This window comes from Lysobacter soli (genome assembly GCF_009755585.1).
GTDB lineage: Bacteria > Pseudomonadota > Gammaproteobacteria > Xanthomonadales > Xanthomonadaceae > Lysobacter_J > Lysobacter_J soli.
Genome location: NZ_CP046603.1, coordinates 3037072 through 3052841 on the forward strand (window position 1 = coordinate 3037072; position 15770 = coordinate 3052841).

General features: G+C 67.3%; 14 protein-coding genes and 1 tRNA gene. 12 read left to right on the top strand and 3 right to left on the bottom strand.

Annotation, left to right across the window (positions count from 1 at the left end):
• From GOY17_RS13820 to GOY17_RS13830, 3 genes are read left to right on the top strand one after another with little or no spacing between them, the layout of a single operon-like run.
• On the top strand, nucleotides 1-1263 hold the full coding sequence (locus GOY17_RS13820) for an AsmA family protein (RefSeq protein WP_157030836.1): 1263 nt from the start codon (nucleotides 1-3) through the stop codon (nucleotides 1261-1263).
• The gene (gene mutY / locus GOY17_RS13825; RefSeq protein WP_157030837.1) at nucleotides 1260-2330 is read left to right on the top strand and encodes an A/G-specific adenine glycosylase; all 1071 of its coding nucleotides are present in this window, start codon (nucleotides 1260-1262) and stop codon (nucleotides 2328-2330) included. The genes GOY17_RS13820 and mutY overlap by 4 nt, the downstream gene beginning before the upstream one ends.
• A gap of 1 nt (nucleotide 2331) precedes the next feature.
• A complete protein-coding gene (locus GOY17_RS13830) occupies nucleotides 2332-2601 on the top strand; it encodes an oxidative damage protection protein (protein ID WP_157030838.1) in 270 nt (89 codons plus the stop codon).
• A gap of 8 nt (nucleotides 2602-2609) precedes the next feature.
• Here the strand turns inward: GOY17_RS13830 and GOY17_RS13835 are convergent, their stop codons facing one another.
• Complete coding sequence (locus GOY17_RS13835) at nucleotides 2610-3053, bottom strand: DUF6491 family protein (protein WP_157030839.1); 444 nt, start codon at nucleotides 3051-3053, stop codon at nucleotides 2610-2612.
• Nucleotides 3054-3225: 172 nt separating this feature from the next.
• Here GOY17_RS13835 and GOY17_RS13840 point away from each other — a divergent pair.
• From GOY17_RS13840 to dxs, 8 genes are all read left to right on the top strand, one after another.
• A tRNA-Phe gene (locus tag GOY17_RS13840) sits at nucleotides 3226-3301 on the top strand.
• Nucleotides 3302-3643: 342 nt separating this feature from the next.
• Complete coding sequence (locus tag GOY17_RS13845; protein WP_157030840.1) at nucleotides 3644-4414, top strand: class I SAM-dependent methyltransferase; 771 nt, start codon at nucleotides 3644-3646, stop codon at nucleotides 4412-4414.
• Between the two features lie 489 nt (nucleotides 4415-4903).
• Complete coding sequence (locus GOY17_RS13850; RefSeq protein ID WP_157030841.1) at nucleotides 4904-5197, top strand: hypothetical protein; 294 nt, start codon at nucleotides 4904-4906, stop codon at nucleotides 5195-5197.
• A 155-nt stretch (nucleotides 5198-5352) separates the two neighbouring features.
• Nucleotides 5353-5826: an LEA/WHy family protein gene (locus GOY17_RS13855; protein ID WP_157031736.1), complete on the top strand. Its 474-nt coding sequence runs from the start codon at nucleotides 5353-5355 to the stop codon at nucleotides 5824-5826.
• A gap of 56 nt (nucleotides 5827-5882) precedes the next feature.
• On the top strand, nucleotides 5883-7667 hold the full coding sequence (locus GOY17_RS13860) for an acyl-CoA dehydrogenase C-terminal domain-containing protein (protein WP_157030842.1): 1785 nt from the start codon (nucleotides 5883-5885) through the stop codon (nucleotides 7665-7667).
• An 83-nt stretch (nucleotides 7668-7750) separates the two neighbouring features.
• Nucleotides 7751-8413 (top strand): HNH endonuclease, encoded by a 663-nt coding sequence (locus GOY17_RS13865; RefSeq protein ID WP_157030843.1) that lies wholly within the window; start codon nucleotides 7751-7753, stop codon nucleotides 8411-8413.
• Nucleotides 8414-8585: 172 nt separating this feature from the next.
• The gene (locus GOY17_RS18815; RefSeq protein ID WP_198173689.1) at nucleotides 8586-9710 is read left to right on the top strand and encodes a hypothetical protein; all 1125 of its coding nucleotides are present in this window, start codon (nucleotides 8586-8588) and stop codon (nucleotides 9708-9710) included.
• A 130-nt stretch (nucleotides 9711-9840) separates the two neighbouring features.
• The gene (dxs, locus tag GOY17_RS13875; protein ID WP_157031737.1) at nucleotides 9841-11748 is read left to right on the top strand and encodes a 1-deoxy-D-xylulose-5-phosphate synthase; all 1908 of its coding nucleotides are present in this window, start codon (nucleotides 9841-9843) and stop codon (nucleotides 11746-11748) included.
• Between the two features lie 244 nt (nucleotides 11749-11992).
• Here dxs and GOY17_RS13880 read toward each other — a convergent pair whose 3' ends face one another.
• Both GOY17_RS13880 and GOY17_RS13885 read right to left on the bottom strand, forming a co-directional pair.
• On the bottom strand, nucleotides 11993-13060 hold the full coding sequence (locus tag GOY17_RS13880; protein WP_157030844.1) for a TraB/GumN family protein: 1068 nt from the start codon (nucleotides 13058-13060) through the stop codon (nucleotides 11993-11995).
• Between the two features lie 99 nt (nucleotides 13061-13159).
• Nucleotides 13160-13633, bottom strand: coding sequence for a cupin domain-containing protein (locus GOY17_RS13885; protein ID WP_157030845.1), 474 nt, complete (start codon nucleotides 13631-13633; stop codon nucleotides 13160-13162).
• Between the two features lie 73 nt (nucleotides 13634-13706).
• Here GOY17_RS13885 and GOY17_RS13890 point away from each other — a divergent pair, with 73 nt between their 5' ends.
• The gene (locus GOY17_RS13890) at nucleotides 13707-15734 is read left to right on the top strand and encodes a PAS domain-containing sensor histidine kinase (protein WP_157030846.1); all 2028 of its coding nucleotides are present in this window, start codon (nucleotides 13707-13709) and stop codon (nucleotides 15732-15734) included.
• Nucleotides 15735-15770: the final 36 nt, after the last annotated feature.

The window sequence follows — 15770 nt, forward strand, 5'->3', positions numbered from 1 at the left end:
ATGGCCGCGCCGGAGCCCGAAACCCCACCGCGCCGCCGCCGCTTCGGGCTGCTGGCGCTGCTGGTCGCGCTGGCGATGCTGGCGCTCGCGTTGCATTGGATATCCCAGCCCGAACGCGTGGCCCGGCTGATCCTCGCGCAGGTCGGCAACGCGCTCGGACTGGAAATCACGTCGAGTGGCGCCAGCGAATACCGCCTGCGCGGTACGCCGATGCTGACGATCCGCGGTGTCGTCGCGCGCAAGCCGGGCGATGCGACACCGCTGCTGCGCGCCGATCGAATCCGGCTCGAGCTGCCGTGGTCGACGATCCGCGCACGCGGCGCCGACCTCACCGTGCGCCGCATCGAACTGGACGCGCCGCAACTCGACCTGCCCGCCTTGCAACGCTGGCTCGCGACGCGTCCGCCATCGAAGGAACCGCGCCTGCCGACGCTGACCGACGGCCTGCGCATCGTGCGTGGCAATGTCGCGGGCGATGGTTGGCGCGTCGAACAGATCCACGTCGACGTGCCGTCGTTCCATCCCGATCGCGCGGTGCGTGCGCGCCTGCTCGGTCGCTTCGCCACCGGCGAGCTGCGCGTGCCGTTCGACGTGCGCGCCGCGCTGACGCGCCCGGCGGCGCAAGCGGGACTTGGCGTGGTCGGTAACGTCAATGTGCTCTCGCCACCGTGGACGATGCCGATGCGCATGCGGCTTTCCGGGCGACTGCACAACGGGGCCGACGGCATCGGCCTCGACGGCATGCGCGTGGGCGCCGACGCGACGTATCGCAACGGAGAGACCGATCTTGCATTCACCTACGGCCTCGCCGGCCCGCTGCGCGTGCGCGATGGCACGCTTCGCATCGCGCCGCTCGGTGCAGTCGTGTACGGCAGCGGTGCGGTGCCGAACCTGCAGGGCACTGGCGCGTTCGCGTTCGGCGATTCGCTGAGCCTGCAGCTCGACGGCACGCTGTCGTCGTGGCCGCGCGCCTGGCCGGCGCTGCCGTCGCCGCTGGGCGAATCCACCTCGCCCCTGCCCTTCGCGCTCGACTATCGTGGGCGCGCGGATCTGTCTTCCCGCACCGCGCTGAAACTGCGGCGCGACACGACGGATTTCGACGGCGAATTCCGCCTGCCCTCGATCCTGCACTGGATCGACACGTTCGATCGTGCGTCGCCGCTGCCGCCATTGAAGGGACACCTGAGCACCCCGAAGCTGGAGATCGCCGGTGCCACGCTGGAAGGCGTGGAAGTCGAGTTCGGCGAAGACGAAACGCCATGACCGAACGACATACCAAAGACTTCGCCGCCCGCCTGCTCGCCTGGTTCGACGTCAGCGGCCGCCACGACCTGCCCTGGCAGCATCCGCGCACGCCGTACCGCGTGTGGTTGTCGGAAATCATGCTGCAGCAGACGCAGGTGAAAACCGCCGCGCCGTATTTCGAACGCTTCGTCCAGGCATTGCCGACGCTGCGCGATCTCGCCGCGGCGCCGCTCGACGACGTGCTCGCGCTGTGGTCGGGCCTCGGCTACTACGCGCGTGCCCGCAACCTGCATGCGGCGGCGAAGCGTTGCGTCGAACTGCATGGCGGCGAGCTGCCGCGCGATCTGGATGCACTTACCGCGCTGCCAGGCGTGGGACGCAGCACGGCAGCGGCGATCGCATCGCAGGCATGGAACGACCGGCACGCGATCCTCGATGGCAACGTCAAGCGTGTGATGAGCCGCTACCATGGCGTCGAGGGCTATCCCGGCCTTCCGGCAGTCGAGAAAAAGCTGTGGGCGCTGGTCGATGCGCACGTCGCCAGCCCGCAATTGCCCGACACGCGACTGGCCGACTACACGCAGGCGCAGATGGACCTCGGCGCAACGCTCTGCACGCGCAGCGACCCGGCGTGCGTACTGTGTCCGCTGCAGGACGAGTGCGTCGCGCGTCGCGAAGGTCGCGTCGCCGAACTGCCGACGCCCAAGCCCGGCAAGACGCCGCCGCAGAAATACGCTCACGTCCTGTGGGCCGAAGACGCGCAGGGCCGCATCCTGATGCTGCGCCGCCCACCGACCGGCATCTGGGCATCGTTGTGGACGCTGCCCCAGGCCGATGACGCGGATGCGGCGCGCCAGTGGTTCGACGAGCATCTTTCCGGCGATTACGCCGGCGCTCAGGCGTTGTCGCCGATCGACCACGCCTTCAGCCACTACAAGCTGCAATTGCAGCCGCTGCGCGTGCGTGCCGAATCGCGTGCGCGCATCGGCGACAATGACGACCTGCGCTGGGTCGCGCGCGACGAACTGACTTCGCTCGGCATTCCGGCGCCGATCCGCAAACTGCTAACGAATCAAGGCACCTGACATGCCCCGTACCGTCTACTGCGAATACGAGAAGCGCGAAACCGAAGGCCTGGACTTTGTCCCTTGGCCCGGCGAACTGGGCAAGCGCGTGTTCGCCCACATCGGCAAGGCCGCATGGGCGGCGTGGCTCGCGCACCAGACGATGCTCATCAACGAAAACCGCCTCTCGCCGATGAACCCGGAGCACCGCGCCTTCCTCGAAGGCGAGATGCAGAAGTTCCTCTTCGGCGGCGACGCGGCCAAGCCTGCCGGCTACGTGCCCGAAGGTTAGGGCGAAAGCTAGGTCGTCTTCTCGCGCTCGGCCGTCTGCGCCTGGCGCTTTTCCTGCTCGGCGGCCTTTAGCGCCTTGACGTCGATCGGGCGCATTTCCTTGATCCAGCACGGCATCTGGTTCATCCCCCGGCCGAGGACGATGACCTTGTCGAAGTTCGCGTACACGCGGCCGGACTGGTTGGTGACGGTAATGGCGTTGGCGAAGTCGAGATCCTGGCAGGTGCCCTTCAGTTCGATCAGGTAAGCCGTGCTCGGCTTCGTCCATACGGCGAGCGCGGAATCGCCCAGCGGTGTCCAGCCGTCGAGCCGTCCGAAGTATTGGAAGTTCGCGACCGGCTGCCCCGCATTGGCGCGATAGAGCGCGAGGCGATCGGCGTCGCTGACGCGCGCATCGGCCGCGCACGCGCTGAAGGCCAGGGTGGAAAGAACCGCGAAAACAAGCGCTTTCATGGGATTTCCTTGCAGCCCGCACGGCTGCGGCATGGACTGTCGGCCCATCATGCACCCGCCACAAGCACGCGCCAGACGCCCCGCCCTGACCCGTTCAGCGCATATCCGGCTTGCGCACTCCGCCGCCCGTCCGTATCATTCCGCTTCTCGCACGGCCTGCCCGTTGCGGAATGGCCGGGTAGCTCAGTTGGTAGAGCAGGGGATTGAAAATCCCCGTGTCGGGGGTTCGATTCCCTCCCCGGCCACCATGATCAAACGCAAGCCCAGTAAGGCTCTCAGGCCTTACTGGGCTTTTTTGTTTGGGCCCGCTCCCCGAAGGCGGGGGAGCACCGGGGGAGCGCGCCGCTACCATCAGCGGCTTTCGTACAGCGCGACCTGATCCTCGTGGAGTGCGCCAATGCATCCACAGACCGCGATTGGCAAGCAGAGCGGCGGCGAAATCATCAGGACCGGATTGAAAGACGGCCAGGGGCTGCCTGTTAAGCGCTCTTGCGGCCATGCAATTCGCTGCAGGTACGCTGACATCCATCTGCCGCCATGCGATGACTGTTTGCGTGCTAGGGTCATATCCCGTGCCTACGGAGCGTTTCATGAAACCTGCCGTCATGAAGGACATGGTGAGTCTTGGCAGCGAGTTCGAAGGCGCCCTCGCTGAAGCCCGACGTGCAAATCCGGATATCCGCTGGTATCCGTATCGAATCCTTTCAAACCTCGGCCATCTCCAGCAGATCCTGCCCGACGATGTCCAGCAAACGGTCGGACTAGGCAGCCTGAAGTGGTCGGTGCTGGATGTAGGCGCGGCGGATGGCGACCTAGGTTTCTTCTTCGAGTCCCGCGGTGCGCTGGTCGACTTCATGGATTTCCCGGCCACGAACTTCAACGATCTTGAAGCATTGCGATACCTGCGTGCCCAGCGGCGTAGCCCCGGGGCGCTGTTGGAGCAAGACATTGACCGGGGGATCGTGCTCAATCGCACTTACAACCTGGTGATCGCGCTCGGGTTGCTTTACCACCTGCGCAATCCGATGAACTTCCTTATGACGCTCGCCCAGCACGGCGAGCGAATGGTGCTCTCGACGCGTGTCGCCACGCAGTTGCCAGATGGAACCGATGTGGCCAAGGCCTCGCTGGCCTATTTCCTGAGCTGCCGCGAGTCCAATAATGACCCCACGAACTTCTGGGTGTTCTCCCCCCTTGGACTTAGTGCATTGCTCAAGCGGTCGGGCTGGATTCTAAAAAAGAGCATTATTGTCGGCGCTACCCCCTCGAATCCCGTGGATCCGGACAAAGATGCGCGCATGTTCGCTTATTGCGAACGCGTCCCAAATTGGGACGACCTCTGGCGTCACCACGACTTCTAGAGCGTTTCGCCCTCACCGCGTTCGCAGTCAACATCGCGCGAACCACAGCCGCACCGCGAGCAGCGAAGCGCAACCGGCCTCGCTTCACTGCCGGGAAGTTCCGCCGATTCCAAAACTACGCCAAATCGGCGGCAAGCAACGATTGGACCGGACCGACGGCGCCGAGCGCCCCAGAGACGAGTCTGACGATCCACTGATATCCGTTGTTATCAATGGCGGCTGGCCGCCCTGCATGACAGAACGCCGCCTCCTGTGGTCACACTTGTCCACACATGTCCACGATGCTGCCTCGGGACCTTACGAGCCATTCCAGCGAGGCGAGACGCACGCGTGAAGTCGCTCGCCGCCGATTTGGCGCCCGGGCGAAGGGTAGGAAAAGTCTTACCCCTAAAAGCGCGATTACCCGATGGCATCACGGCTGGTTCAGGCGCGATTCTGTCATCCGCCCCGGCAGCCCGGTCAATGCGCAAGCAAGGATGCTGCTCAGCAATGGAATCAGGCCGTCACCGTGAGCGGGTGAGCTTGCTGGGCCGGGGCGCTTCTTCTTTTCGGCACGACATCGGACACGCGTCCAAGGGGCTCAGGGTGGGATCGACTTACGCCAGCGGTTCCTCGCGGGACTCGTATGCCAACGGCGCCGTCAACCCCAACGTGTCCGACTCACATCGGGACTATCGCCGCAAGCGCGCCCGTCGGGCGGCCCTGCGGTACGTCGTGGTCTGGAGCACGGTCGCCGCGCTGGCATTGATCGCCCAGGTCATCGCGCCTGCCGCCGCCACCTGACGGCACATTCCGATCAGCCTGCGTTCGGGTCGCCGAACGCCCTTTCACGCTCGACAACGCTAGCCGGCATTTCACCGTTGCCAGACGCTGGCAGCCCCCACCGTGCGCCGTAGTATGCTCGCCGTCCCATCATTCGGAGCGGCGGCATGAAGGCGATGCACTGGACACGTTGGACCGGACTGGCCTTGCTTGCGCTGCTTCTGGCCGGTTGTTCCAGTGGACCCGTCCGCCGCGTCTCCGAGCCCTCCGCACGCATCCAGCAACTCACCGTCCGCGCCGACGGCAGCTGGTCGACGGAGCTGCGCATCGAGAACTTCAGCAGCATCCCGATGCGGTTCGGGAACGTCGACCTGGCCGTCAAGGTTGCCGATGCCGAGACCGGCCGCCTGCGCGCACAGCCGAACCTGACGATCGGACCGGAGTCGGCCGACGTCATCACCGTCACCGTGATGCCCGATGCCGCCGGCAAGTTCGCCGCGGCCGACGCGCTCGCCTCGGGCCGCAGCCTGGCGTATTCGCTCAGCGGGCGCATCGACGCCACGCCGGACGAAGGCAAGCAGCGCAGCTTCGACCTCGACCGCAACGGCGTGCTCAGCCCCGCCCCGGGTTTGCCCGGCGTCCTGCGCTGATCGCCCCGCCCTTCTTTCTTATCGACCGCCGCAGCGCGTCCCGCACGGAATCCTTCATGAGCAGTTACAAAGCCCCCCTCGCCGACATGCGCTTCGCGCTGTTCGATGTCCTCGACGCCGAAGCGCAGTTCCAGCGCCTGGGTTTCACCGACGCCCCGCGCGACGTGCTCGACGCCGTGCTCGACGAAGCCGGTCGCTTCACCGAGACGGTGCTCGCGCCGCTCAATCCGGTGGGGGATAGCGAAGGCTGCAGGCTCGACGTGTCCACCGGTGCAGTGACCACGCCGACCGGTTTCCGTCAGGCGTACGCGCAGTTCGTCGATGGCGGATGGGCGGGCCTGACCTCGCCGGTGCAGTTCGGCGGACAGGGCCTGCCGCAGTTGGTCGGCGTGCCGCTGAAGGAAATGATCGACGCGGCGAATCTTGCGTGGGGCAACTTCCCGCTGCTCTCGCACGGAGCGATCGAAGCGCTGCTGCATCACGGCGAGGCCTGGCAGCAGGAAGCGTTCCTCAAGCCGCTGGTCGAAGGCCGCTGGACCGGCACGATGTGCCTGACCGAACCGCATTGCGGCAGCGACCTCGGCCTGCTGAAGACGCGCGCGGAGCCCAACGGCGACGGCAGCTATTCGATCACGGGCACGAAGATCTTCATCACCGCCGGCGAGCACGATTTCACCGACAACATCGTGCACCTGGTGCTGGCGCGCCTTCCCGATGCGCCGGCTGGAAGCAAGGGCATTTCGCTGTTCGTCGTGCCGCGCGAACGCGTGGCGCAGGACGGTTCGACCGGCGAGCGCAACGCCGTGCGCTGCGGCAGCCTCGAACACAAGATGGGCATCCACGGTTCGGCCACGTGCGTGATGAACTTCGATGGCGCGCAGGGCTATCTGGTGGGCGCGCCGCACAAGGGGCTCATGGGGATGTTCACCATGATGAACTCCGCGCGCCTTGGCGTCGGTTTGCAAGGTCTCGGCCTGTCCGAACGCGCGTTGCAGAATGCGCTGCGTTATTCGCGCGAACGCCTGCAGATGCGCGCGCTGTCCGGCGCGAAGTTCCCCGACAAGCCGGCCGATCCGATCATCGTGCATCCCGACGTGCGTCGCATGCTGCTGACCTGCAAGGCGCTGATCGAAGGCGGCCGCCTGATGGGTTACGACGCGGCGATGCAGGGCGACATCGCGGCCAGTTCGAATGACGCCGCCGAACGCGAACTGGCCGACGCGCAGGCGGGTTTCCTCACGCCGATCGTCAAGGCCTGCCTCACCGAGTGGGGCGTGGAATGCACGTACAACGCGCTGCAGTGCTTCGGTGGCCACGGCTACATCGCGGAGCACGGCATGGAGCAGCTCGCGCGCGATGCCCGCATCACCACGCTGTACGAGGGTACGACCGGCATCCAGGCGCTCGACCTGCTGGGCCGCAAGATTCTCGCGATGAAGGGCGCGGGCTTGAAGGCGTTCCTCGCCCGCGTGCACGCGTTCTGCGAAGAGAATGCGGGCAACGAATCGCTGGCCGAATTCGTGGGCCCGCTGCGCGAAACCGCCACGCGCTGGCAGCAGATGACGATGCAGATCGGCCAGCGCGCAGCCGGCAACGCCGACGAAATCGGCGCGGCGTCGTTCGATTACCTGATGTACTCCGGCTATGCGGTGCTCGCCTACTGGTGGGCGCGCAGCGTGGCGGCGGCCGATGCGTCGACGCACCCGCAGGCGTTCAAGGACGACAAGCGCGCGACCGCACGCTTCTATTTTGCGCGGATCCTGCCGCGCACGCTCACGCATTCGGCCGCGATCGAAAGCGGCGTGGCCGGGCTGCCGGAGCTGGCCGTCGAGGCGGTTTGAGCCAAATGCGACCTGCGCGATAACAAACCGCGCAGGTCGCATGTACACAAAACGTAAACAATGGCGTATAAGCTGGTTTCCCAATGGAGACCGATAGAGCGAATCTGCGCCTGGTCCGAACTGGAACCGATCTGGATCCGGTGTCCGCTCCCTTCGTGCCTCGTGGCGCGATAGACCGACTGAATTCGGTCCGACTGCTCTCGCTGGATGCGCACGGCCGCGTCCTCGACTGGATGAGCTGGCAGGACGCAACCTGTCTTTATGTACGCGGTGCGGTCGCCTGGACGCTGGGCGATCCCTGCCTGCAGGTGCACGGCGGCATCAGCCGTTTCACCGGCGAGCAGAGCGTGATCGAACTGCATCCGATCGTCGCCGCGCGCAGCCACGCGCGCGCCCATGCACTCGACCCCACGCCCGCGCTGACCAACGCCGCGCTGTTCGCCCGCGACGGCTACCTGTGCATGTACTGCGGCCACGACTTCAGCCGCCCGCACCTCACGCGCGATCACGTCATCCCCGTTTCCAAGGGCGGGCGCGACCTCTGGGAGAACGTGGTCGCCGCCTGCTTCCACTGCAATTCGCGAAAGGGCAACCGCACGCCGCAGCAGGCGGGCATGCCGCTGCTGGCCGTGCCGTACCGGCCGAGCTGGGTCGAGCACCTGATCCTGTCCAACCGCAACATCCTCGCCGACCAGATGGCCTTCCTCCGGAGCCATCTGCCGAAGAACGCGCGCATGCAGGCGTGAATCCGCGAAGACGGGACGCAGCGCGTGATGGCGTTGGCGTTTTGACGGGGTCGCGCTTCCGGCTACCGGTCAGCTGACATAAAACGTTCAGATGCGACGCTCTGCGCGCGTTGACGACCGTCAGGGCGTCCACGACACTCGCCATCCATTGCAAATTCACGACGGATTCACGATGCGCCTGACCCTCGGCCTGACCGGCATGGACCCGAACACGGAGTCCGCCCTGCAGGCAGCCATACAGGCGGCCAACAGCCGCATGGGCAATGCGTGGAGCCTCGTGCCCGACGCCGACGCCGAATACGTCATCGTCGACATGGACAGCATGTACGGCCCGATGAGCTGGCTGCGCCTGCACGCCGCCGGCAAGAGCGTGGTCGCGCTGACCGCCGCGCAGCGCACGCAGGCCGATTTCCGCCTGGGCCAGCCGTTCGACGCAAACACGGTCGCCAACCTGCTCCGCGAGATCGCCACGCAGGCCGGCGTGACGATCGAAGCACCCGCCGCGCCGGAACCGAAGCCGGCTCCGGCTCCGGCTCCGGCTGCGCCTGCGCCTGTCGCGCCCACGCCCACGCCGGTGGCTGCGACGCCCGCGCCGGCACCGGAACCTGCGCCCGCCCAGGCTCCCGCACCCGCGCCGGTCGCAGCCGCACCCGTCGTCGAAAAGCCCGTCGTCGAAGCGCCCGTCGAAACTCCCGCCGCTGCCGAGCCGGTCGCCGCGCGTCCGGCGTCGTCGATCGTCGAAGGCTCGCTGCTGGACTGGATCGTCAACGACCGCCTGAAGGGCCGCGTCCGCCTTCGCAGCGCGACCGATGGCCTGCTGATCGATGTGGAGCAGCGCGTCTACCACGGCCCGGCGGCGCTCAAGCCACTGGCCGCGCATTTCGAAGGAAAGCTGGATTCGAGCGAATTCGTGCCCGTCGATGCCGCGACCTGGGCCAGCGAAAGCGCGCGACTGGGCGCTGCGATGCCGCTGTCGCGACTGGTGTGGTTCGGCAACCTGCTCGCCGGAAAGGGTTCGCTTGCGTCGGAACACGATCCGGCACGCCGCTACCTGATGGTGAAATGGCCGCAGACCGAGCGCGAATACCCCAAGCACTTCCGCATCGCCACGGTGATGATGAAGGGCCCGTCGCTGGTGTCGGAAATCGCCGAAGCCAGCGGCGTCACGCAGGCCGAAGTGGCCGACTTCATCAACGCCAATCTCGCCACGGGTTTCGCCGAGGTCGAGCGCGACCCCGAGCCGGTCGATCCGGGCAAGGCCGGCAGCGGCCTGTTCGGACGCCTGCGCGGTCGCTGATTCCAGCGCGCTTCGCCGGCGTCGTTCGCGCTGGCGACTGAACAGGGCGTCGTGAAGCGATCGGGGTCGATCCTTGCCCGCCCCGGACGACGGCGGGACAATGGAGAACTTGTCGCCTGACCCCGTCGTGATGATCGACCCGCAACGTTATCCGCGCCTGTCCCGAATCCAGGTCCCCGCCGACCTGCGCCAGTTCCCCGAAGAGGAACTGTCCGCGATCGCCGACGAACTGCGCGCTTACCTGATCGAACAGGTCGCCCTCGTCGGCGGCCACTTCGGCGCGGGCCTGGGCGTGATCGAACTGACCGTCGCGCTGCACTGGCTGTACGAGACGCCGGTGGACCGCCTGGTGTGGGACGTCGGCCACCAGACGTATCCGCACAAGATCCTGACCGGTCGCCGCGACATCATCCATACCGTCAAGCAGGCCGACGGCGTCGCGCCGTTCCCCAAGCGCGAGGAAAGCGAATACGACACCTTCGGCGTGGGCCATTCGTCCACGTCGATCTCCGCCGCGCTGGGCATGGCGATCGCGCTGCAGCAGCTGGGCGACGACCGCAAGGTCGTGGCGGTGATCGGCGACGGCGCGATGACCGCCGGCATGGCGTTCGAAGCGCTGAACCACGGCGGCGGCATGGATCCGGAGCCGAACCTGCTGGTGATCCTCAACGACAACCAGATGTCGATTTCCGAGAACGTCGGCGGCCTCACGCAGATGCTCGGGCGCCTCACCGGCAGCCGCACGCTCAACGCGATCCGCGAAGGCGGCAAGCGTCTGCTGGGCGACAAGAACAAGCCGGCGGCGAAATTCGTCAAGCGCTGGGAAGAACACTGGAAGGGCATGTTCGTGCCGTCCACGCTGTTCGAGGAAATGGGCTTCCACTACACCGGCCCGATCGATGGCCACGACCTGCCCGCCCTGCTCTCCGCGCTGAAGACGCTCAAGGGCCTGAAGGGCCCGCAGCTGCTCCACATCATCACGACCAAGGGCAAGGGCTACGAGCTCGCCGAAGGCGACCAGATCGGCTACCACGCCGTCGGTCCGTTCGATCCCGAGAAGGGCCTGATCAGCAAGCCGGGCGCGAAGAAGCCGACGTACACCGACGTCTTCGGCGACTGGCTGTGCGACATGGCCGCGGCCGAACCGCGCCTGCAGGGCATCACGCCGGCGATGCGCGAAGGCTCCGGCCTGGTGCGTTTCAGCCGCGAGTACCCGCAGCGCTATTTCGACGTCGCCATCGCCGAGCAGCACGCGGTGACGCTCGCCGCCGGCATGGCGTGCGAAGGCGCCAAGCCGGTGGTCGCCATCTATTCCACGTTCCTGCAGCGCGGCTACGACCAGCTCGTGCACGACGTGGCGATCCAGAACCTCGACGTGCTGTTCGCGATCGATCGCGGCGGCGTGGTCGGTCCGGACGGCGCCACGCACGGCGGTAACCTCGACCTGAGCTACCTGCGCTGCGTGCCGAACATGGTGGTGATGGCGCCAGCCGACGAGAACGAATGCCGGCAGATGCTGAGCACCGGCTACCACTACGAAGGTCCGGCCGCCGTGCGTTATCCGCGTGGCACCGGCCCGGGCGTCGCCGTGCTGCCCACGCTGGACACGCTGCCGATCGGTCGCGCCGAAGTGCGTCGCGACGGCTCCAAGCTGGCGCTGCTGGCGTTCGGTGCCGTCACGGCAGCCGCCGAAGCCGTCGGCGCCGAACTGGGCCTCACCGTGGTCAACATGCGCTTCGTGAAGCCGCTGGACCGCGCGCTCGTGCTCGAACTCACGCGTTCGCACGCGGGCTTCGTGACGATCGAGGACAACGTCGTTGCGGGCGGTGCGGGTTCCGGCGTGGCCGAACTGCTGGCCGCCGAAGGCATCACGCTGCCGATCCTGCACCTGGGCCTGCCGGACGCCTTCCAGCACCACGCCAGCCGCGAACAACTGCTGGCCGAAGCGGGCCTCGACGTCGCGGGAATTCGCGCGTCGGTTCTGAAGCGCTGGCCGGAGCTGGGTCGACCGAATGTCGCGGTGAGCGCGGCGGGCTGAGGGCCCGCCTTTTTGAAGATACCCGGGTGCGCGTGGGTTGCCCTGGCTACCACAGCCGCGCGAAGTCCTGGCGTAAGACCTTCCGTTTTCGAGCCCCTCTCCCGCCTGCGGGAGAGGGGTTGGGGTGAGGGCGTACGGCGCCGCGGCGCCTCGCTTGCCTTAGCCCTCATCCGCCTGCCGGCACCTTCTCCCGCAAGCGGGAGAAGGGTCGTTTACGGCAGCGCGCGCAGGCAACTGCCGCACTTCAGGGCGTCTGCGTCCCTGCCTCGGGAACGTCCTGCGCCCCCGGCGGCTGCGGTTCCTCCACCGCGTAGCCCTTCGCCTTCAATCGCGCCACGAAGCCGTCCGGCCGCAGCAGCTCGCGCATCGGCAGTACGGCGAAGGTGTTCGTGTTCTTCGCCAGCGCCGCCTCGGCTGCGCCCAACCAGCGCGTGGCGACCTGCGCCTCTATGTCGCTCGTGCGCTTGCGCAGCACGTCCGATTGCGCGGCGGCGCGCAGGCAGGCCTCGTTCTGGTCGGTATAGGGCAGCGCCTTGAGCGAAGCCAGGTCGCCGACGGCCCACGCGTTGGCGCGCTCGCGCATCGTGCCCAGGTCAGATTCCAGCCGCTGCAGCGTCTTGGCGAAGCAGTCGAGGTCTTCCAGCCGCGCGCTGCGCAGTTCCTTCAGTGCGACCTTGGGGTCTTCGATCATCACCTTCACCGTCGTTTCGGTGCGCGGCACCTTGTGGCGCTTCGCGATCTTCTCGACGACCGGCCACACCACCCCGCCCTGCTTCAGCCCGACGTCCTCGATGGCCTCCTGGTACAGCTCCATCGCGGCGAGGATCGGCCGGTAGGTTTCCACGCCGCGGTCGCTTCCCATGTACTTGCCCTTGAGCACCAGCCATCGCGCGTACATGTCCGGCGGCACGACGTCCTGCAAGGTCTGCCCGTCCGGGTTCCGCCGCGCGCCGAAGGCCTTCGGCGCGAGCGCGAGCTTCCCGAAGAACCCCAGGTCCGCGTCGATGTGCACGCCGGGCGGTTCGATCAGTTCCTGCGAGTTCGACAGCACCAGCTCGACCTCGCGCGATTCCCACTCCATGCGGCGCGGCAGCGGCGACACGGTGCCGAGCACCCATAGCGTGTGGTCGCCCTTGCGCACCTTCCACAAGCCGGGACCCGGCTGGATGCCGCTGACCACGAGCGGAGCGAGATCGCGGATCGGCGGCAATGTGTCGTCGGATGACGAAGGCGCGGTTTGCGCTGAGGCGATGCCGACGGCGGCCACCGACACAAGCATTCCCAAAGGCCAGCTGACGTTTCTACGACGCATCTGAATTCCTTGTCCGAATGGCGCGACGGGACGCGCCTGGCTGAACGACGTGGTGCGCTTGCCTGGCTTGGGACCTTCAGGCGCGTGCGCGAGTTCCGTTCAGTCCGGTGACCACGCGCCGGCACTGCGCAGCGCGTCGGTGATCTCGCTGCCCGGATCGAGCATCGCGAAGCCCTCCCACACGAACCCCGGCGCCACCGTGCAGGCGACCAGCGTATACGCCGCCAACGGCCGCGCCGCCTGCCAGCGTCCCGCGCGCACGACGTGCATCGCCGGGCCGCCTCGTGCGGCGCTGTCCAGCCGCACGGTCGCCAGCTCGCCGGTCGCGGCGTCGAACTCCTGCAGCTCCAGCGGCCCGCCGTCCTGCCAGTGCCAGGTTTCGTCGGCATCCACGCGATGCCAGCGGCTCGCTTCGCCCTGCGCGAGCAGGAAGTGGATCGCCGTCAGCGCCGGGCGCAGGTGGCCGCCGTGCTCGACGAAGATCGACGAGGCGTACACGCGCCGGTAGTGCCCGCCCTCGGGATGCGGCGAGAGTTGCAGTTCGTCGATCAGGCGCAACGCGGTCGGATTCATCGGCGCATCCTAGCCCTGCCGCGTTTCCTGCACACCGGTAGTGGATACTTGGCGCCAGCCCAGGGAGCTCCTCGTGTCCATCCAGTTCGATCGCCTCTTCCAGCACTCGCCGAACGCGTACATGGTGCTGGACCGGCAGATGCGCTTCGTCGAGGCGAACCACGCCTACGAACTGCTGACGGGGCTGTCGCGCGCGCAGCTGCTCGGGCGCGCCCTGTTCGACGTGTTTCCCGGTGCCACCAACGACGACGGCAGCCCGCAGGCCGACGTGTTGCGCGCCTCGCTCGAACGCGCGTTCGCCACCGGCGAGCGCGACGTGCTCGCGCTGATTCCCTACGCGATCGGATCCGACACGCCCGAAGGCCGCATCGTCGATGTCCGCTACTGGAGCGCCACGCACACGCCGCTGCGCGACGACGACGGCAATGTCGTGGCGGTGATGCAGCACACCACCGACGTCACCGAAGTGCATCGACTGCGCGAGGAAGTACGCCGCGCGCGCGAAGCCACCGGGCTCACCGCCGAACAGATGTCCGAAGGCGTGCTCTCGCGCGCGGCGGCGGTGCAGCGCGACAACGCGCGGCTGTCGGCGCGGCAGGCCTTCCTCACCGACCTGTTCGAACAGGCGCCGGGCTTCATGGCGGTGCTGCGCGGACCGGACAACGTGTTCGACCTGGCCAACGAAGCGTACGAACGATTGATCGGCCGCCGCGATTTCATCGGCGTTCCGCTGCGCGAAGTGTTGCCGGAGCTCAGGGACCAGGGCTTCTTCGAACTGCTCGATCAGGTGCGCGAAACCGGAAATCCCTTCGTCGGCCGCGGGATGCCGGTGATCCTGCGGGACGCCGGCGGGGAGGAGCGCACGCTCTTCGTCGACTTCATCTACCAGCCGGTGCGCGATTCGCACGGCCGCATCGAAGGCATCTTCGTGCAGGGCGCCGACGTCACCGGTCGCGAGGCCGCGTTGTCGGCCCTGCGCGAGAGCGAGGGGCGTTTCCGCACCATCGCCAACCTCGTCCCGCAGATGGTCTGGTCGGCGCGTGGGAATGGCGAGATCGATTACTGCAACCAGCGCTGGTACGACTTCACCGGCTTGCCTGAAGGCGCCACGCGTGGTCACGAGTGGGACGAGCCGCTGCACCCGGACGATCGCGATCGCGCCTGGGCGTTGTGGCGTCGCAGCCTTGCCACCGGTGAGCCGTACGACATCGAATACCGCATGCGCTTCCACACCGGCGAATACCGCTGGGTGCTCGGCCGCGCGTTGCCGATGCGCGATGCGTCGGGTTTGATCGTGCGGTGGATGGGCACCTGCACGGACATCCAGGACCAGAAGCGCGTGCAGGAGATGCTAGAGCGCAGCCAGGATGCGCTGCGTTCGGCGGATCGCCAGAAGGACCACTTCCTGGCGATGCTCGCGCACGAGCTGCGCAACCCGCTCGCGCCCATCGCCACGGCTGCGCAGTTGCTGAAGATGGCGCCCGACAGCGTCCAGAACGTGCTGCAGGCCAGCGAGATCATCGACCGCCAGGCCATCCACATGGGCAACCTGGTGGAGGACCTGATGGACGTCTCGCGGGTGACGCGCGGGCTCACCTCGCTCAAGCGGCGTCGGGTGCGGCTGTCGGAGATCGTCGATGCGGCGATCGAACAGACGATGCCGCTGATGACGCGTCGCGGCCACCGCTTCAGCCTCGCCGACCGCACCCACGGCGTGGAGCTGTGGGCCGACCGTTCGCGCCTCACGCAGATCCTCTCGAACCTGCTGAACAACGCCGCCAAGTACACGCCGCCCAACGGCACGGTCGCGCTGGAGATCGAACGCCAGGCCAGCGACGTGCTGCTGCGCGTGCGCGACAACGGCGTCGGCATCGAACCCGAGCTGCTGTCGCGGGTGTTCGAGCTGTTCGCGCAGGCCGAGTCCACGCCGGAGCGGCACGAAGGCGGCCTGGGCATCGGGTTGGCGCTGGCACGCAGCCTCACGCGTCTGCACGGGGGCACCCTCACCGCCCACAGCGCCGGCGCGGGCGAAGGCTCGACATTCGAACTGCGCCTGCCGGGCGAGGTTCCGCCGGGGCTGGATGACGAGGCGCTGGAGTAAGGCGTCCTCCGATCCTGCACGCGCGCACATGCCGTC

Excerpts from the sequence above, each read along its gene's own strand:
- GOY17_RS13865 (WP_157030843.1), top strand. The coding sequence starts at position 7,751 with ATGGAGACCGATAGAGCGAATCTGCGCCTGGTCCGAACTGGAACCGAT.
- GOY17_RS13845 (WP_157030840.1), top strand. The coding sequence starts at position 3,644 with ATGAAACCTGCCGTCATGAAGGACATGGTGAGTCTTGGCAGCGAGTTC.
- GOY17_RS13835 (WP_157030839.1), bottom strand. The coding sequence starts at position 3,053 with ATGAAAGCGCTTGTTTTCGCGGTTCTTTCCACCCTGGCCTTCAGCGCG.
- mutY (WP_157030837.1), top strand. The coding sequence starts at position 1,260 with ATGACCGAACGACATACCAAAGACTTCGCCGCCCGCCTGCTCGCCTGG.
- GOY17_RS13880 (WP_157030844.1), bottom strand. The coding sequence starts at position 13,060 with ATGCGTCGTAGAAACGTCAGCTGGCCTTTGGGAATGCTTGTGTCGGTG.
- GOY17_RS18815 (WP_198173689.1), top strand. The coding sequence starts at position 8,586 with ATGCGCCTGACCCTCGGCCTGACCGGCATGGACCCGAACACGGAGTCC.
- GOY17_RS13820 (WP_157030836.1), top strand. The coding sequence starts at position 1 with ATGGCCGCGCCGGAGCCCGAAACCCCACCGCGCCGCCGCCGCTTCGGG.
- GOY17_RS13885 (WP_157030845.1), bottom strand. The coding sequence starts at position 13,633 with ATGAATCCGACCGCGTTGCGCCTGATCGACGAACTGCAACTCTCGCCG.
- GOY17_RS13830 (WP_157030838.1), top strand. The coding sequence starts at position 2,332 with ATGCCCCGTACCGTCTACTGCGAATACGAGAAGCGCGAAACCGAAGGC.
- GOY17_RS13860 (WP_157030842.1), top strand. The coding sequence starts at position 5,883 with ATGAGCAGTTACAAAGCCCCCCTCGCCGACATGCGCTTCGCGCTGTTC.
- dxs (WP_157031737.1), top strand. The coding sequence starts at position 9,841 with ATGATCGACCCGCAACGTTATCCGCGCCTGTCCCGAATCCAGGTCCCC.
- GOY17_RS13850 (WP_157030841.1), top strand. The coding sequence starts at position 4,904 with ATGGAATCAGGCCGTCACCGTGAGCGGGTGAGCTTGCTGGGCCGGGGC.
- GOY17_RS13855 (WP_157031736.1), top strand. The coding sequence starts at position 5,353 with ATGCACTGGACACGTTGGACCGGACTGGCCTTGCTTGCGCTGCTTCTG.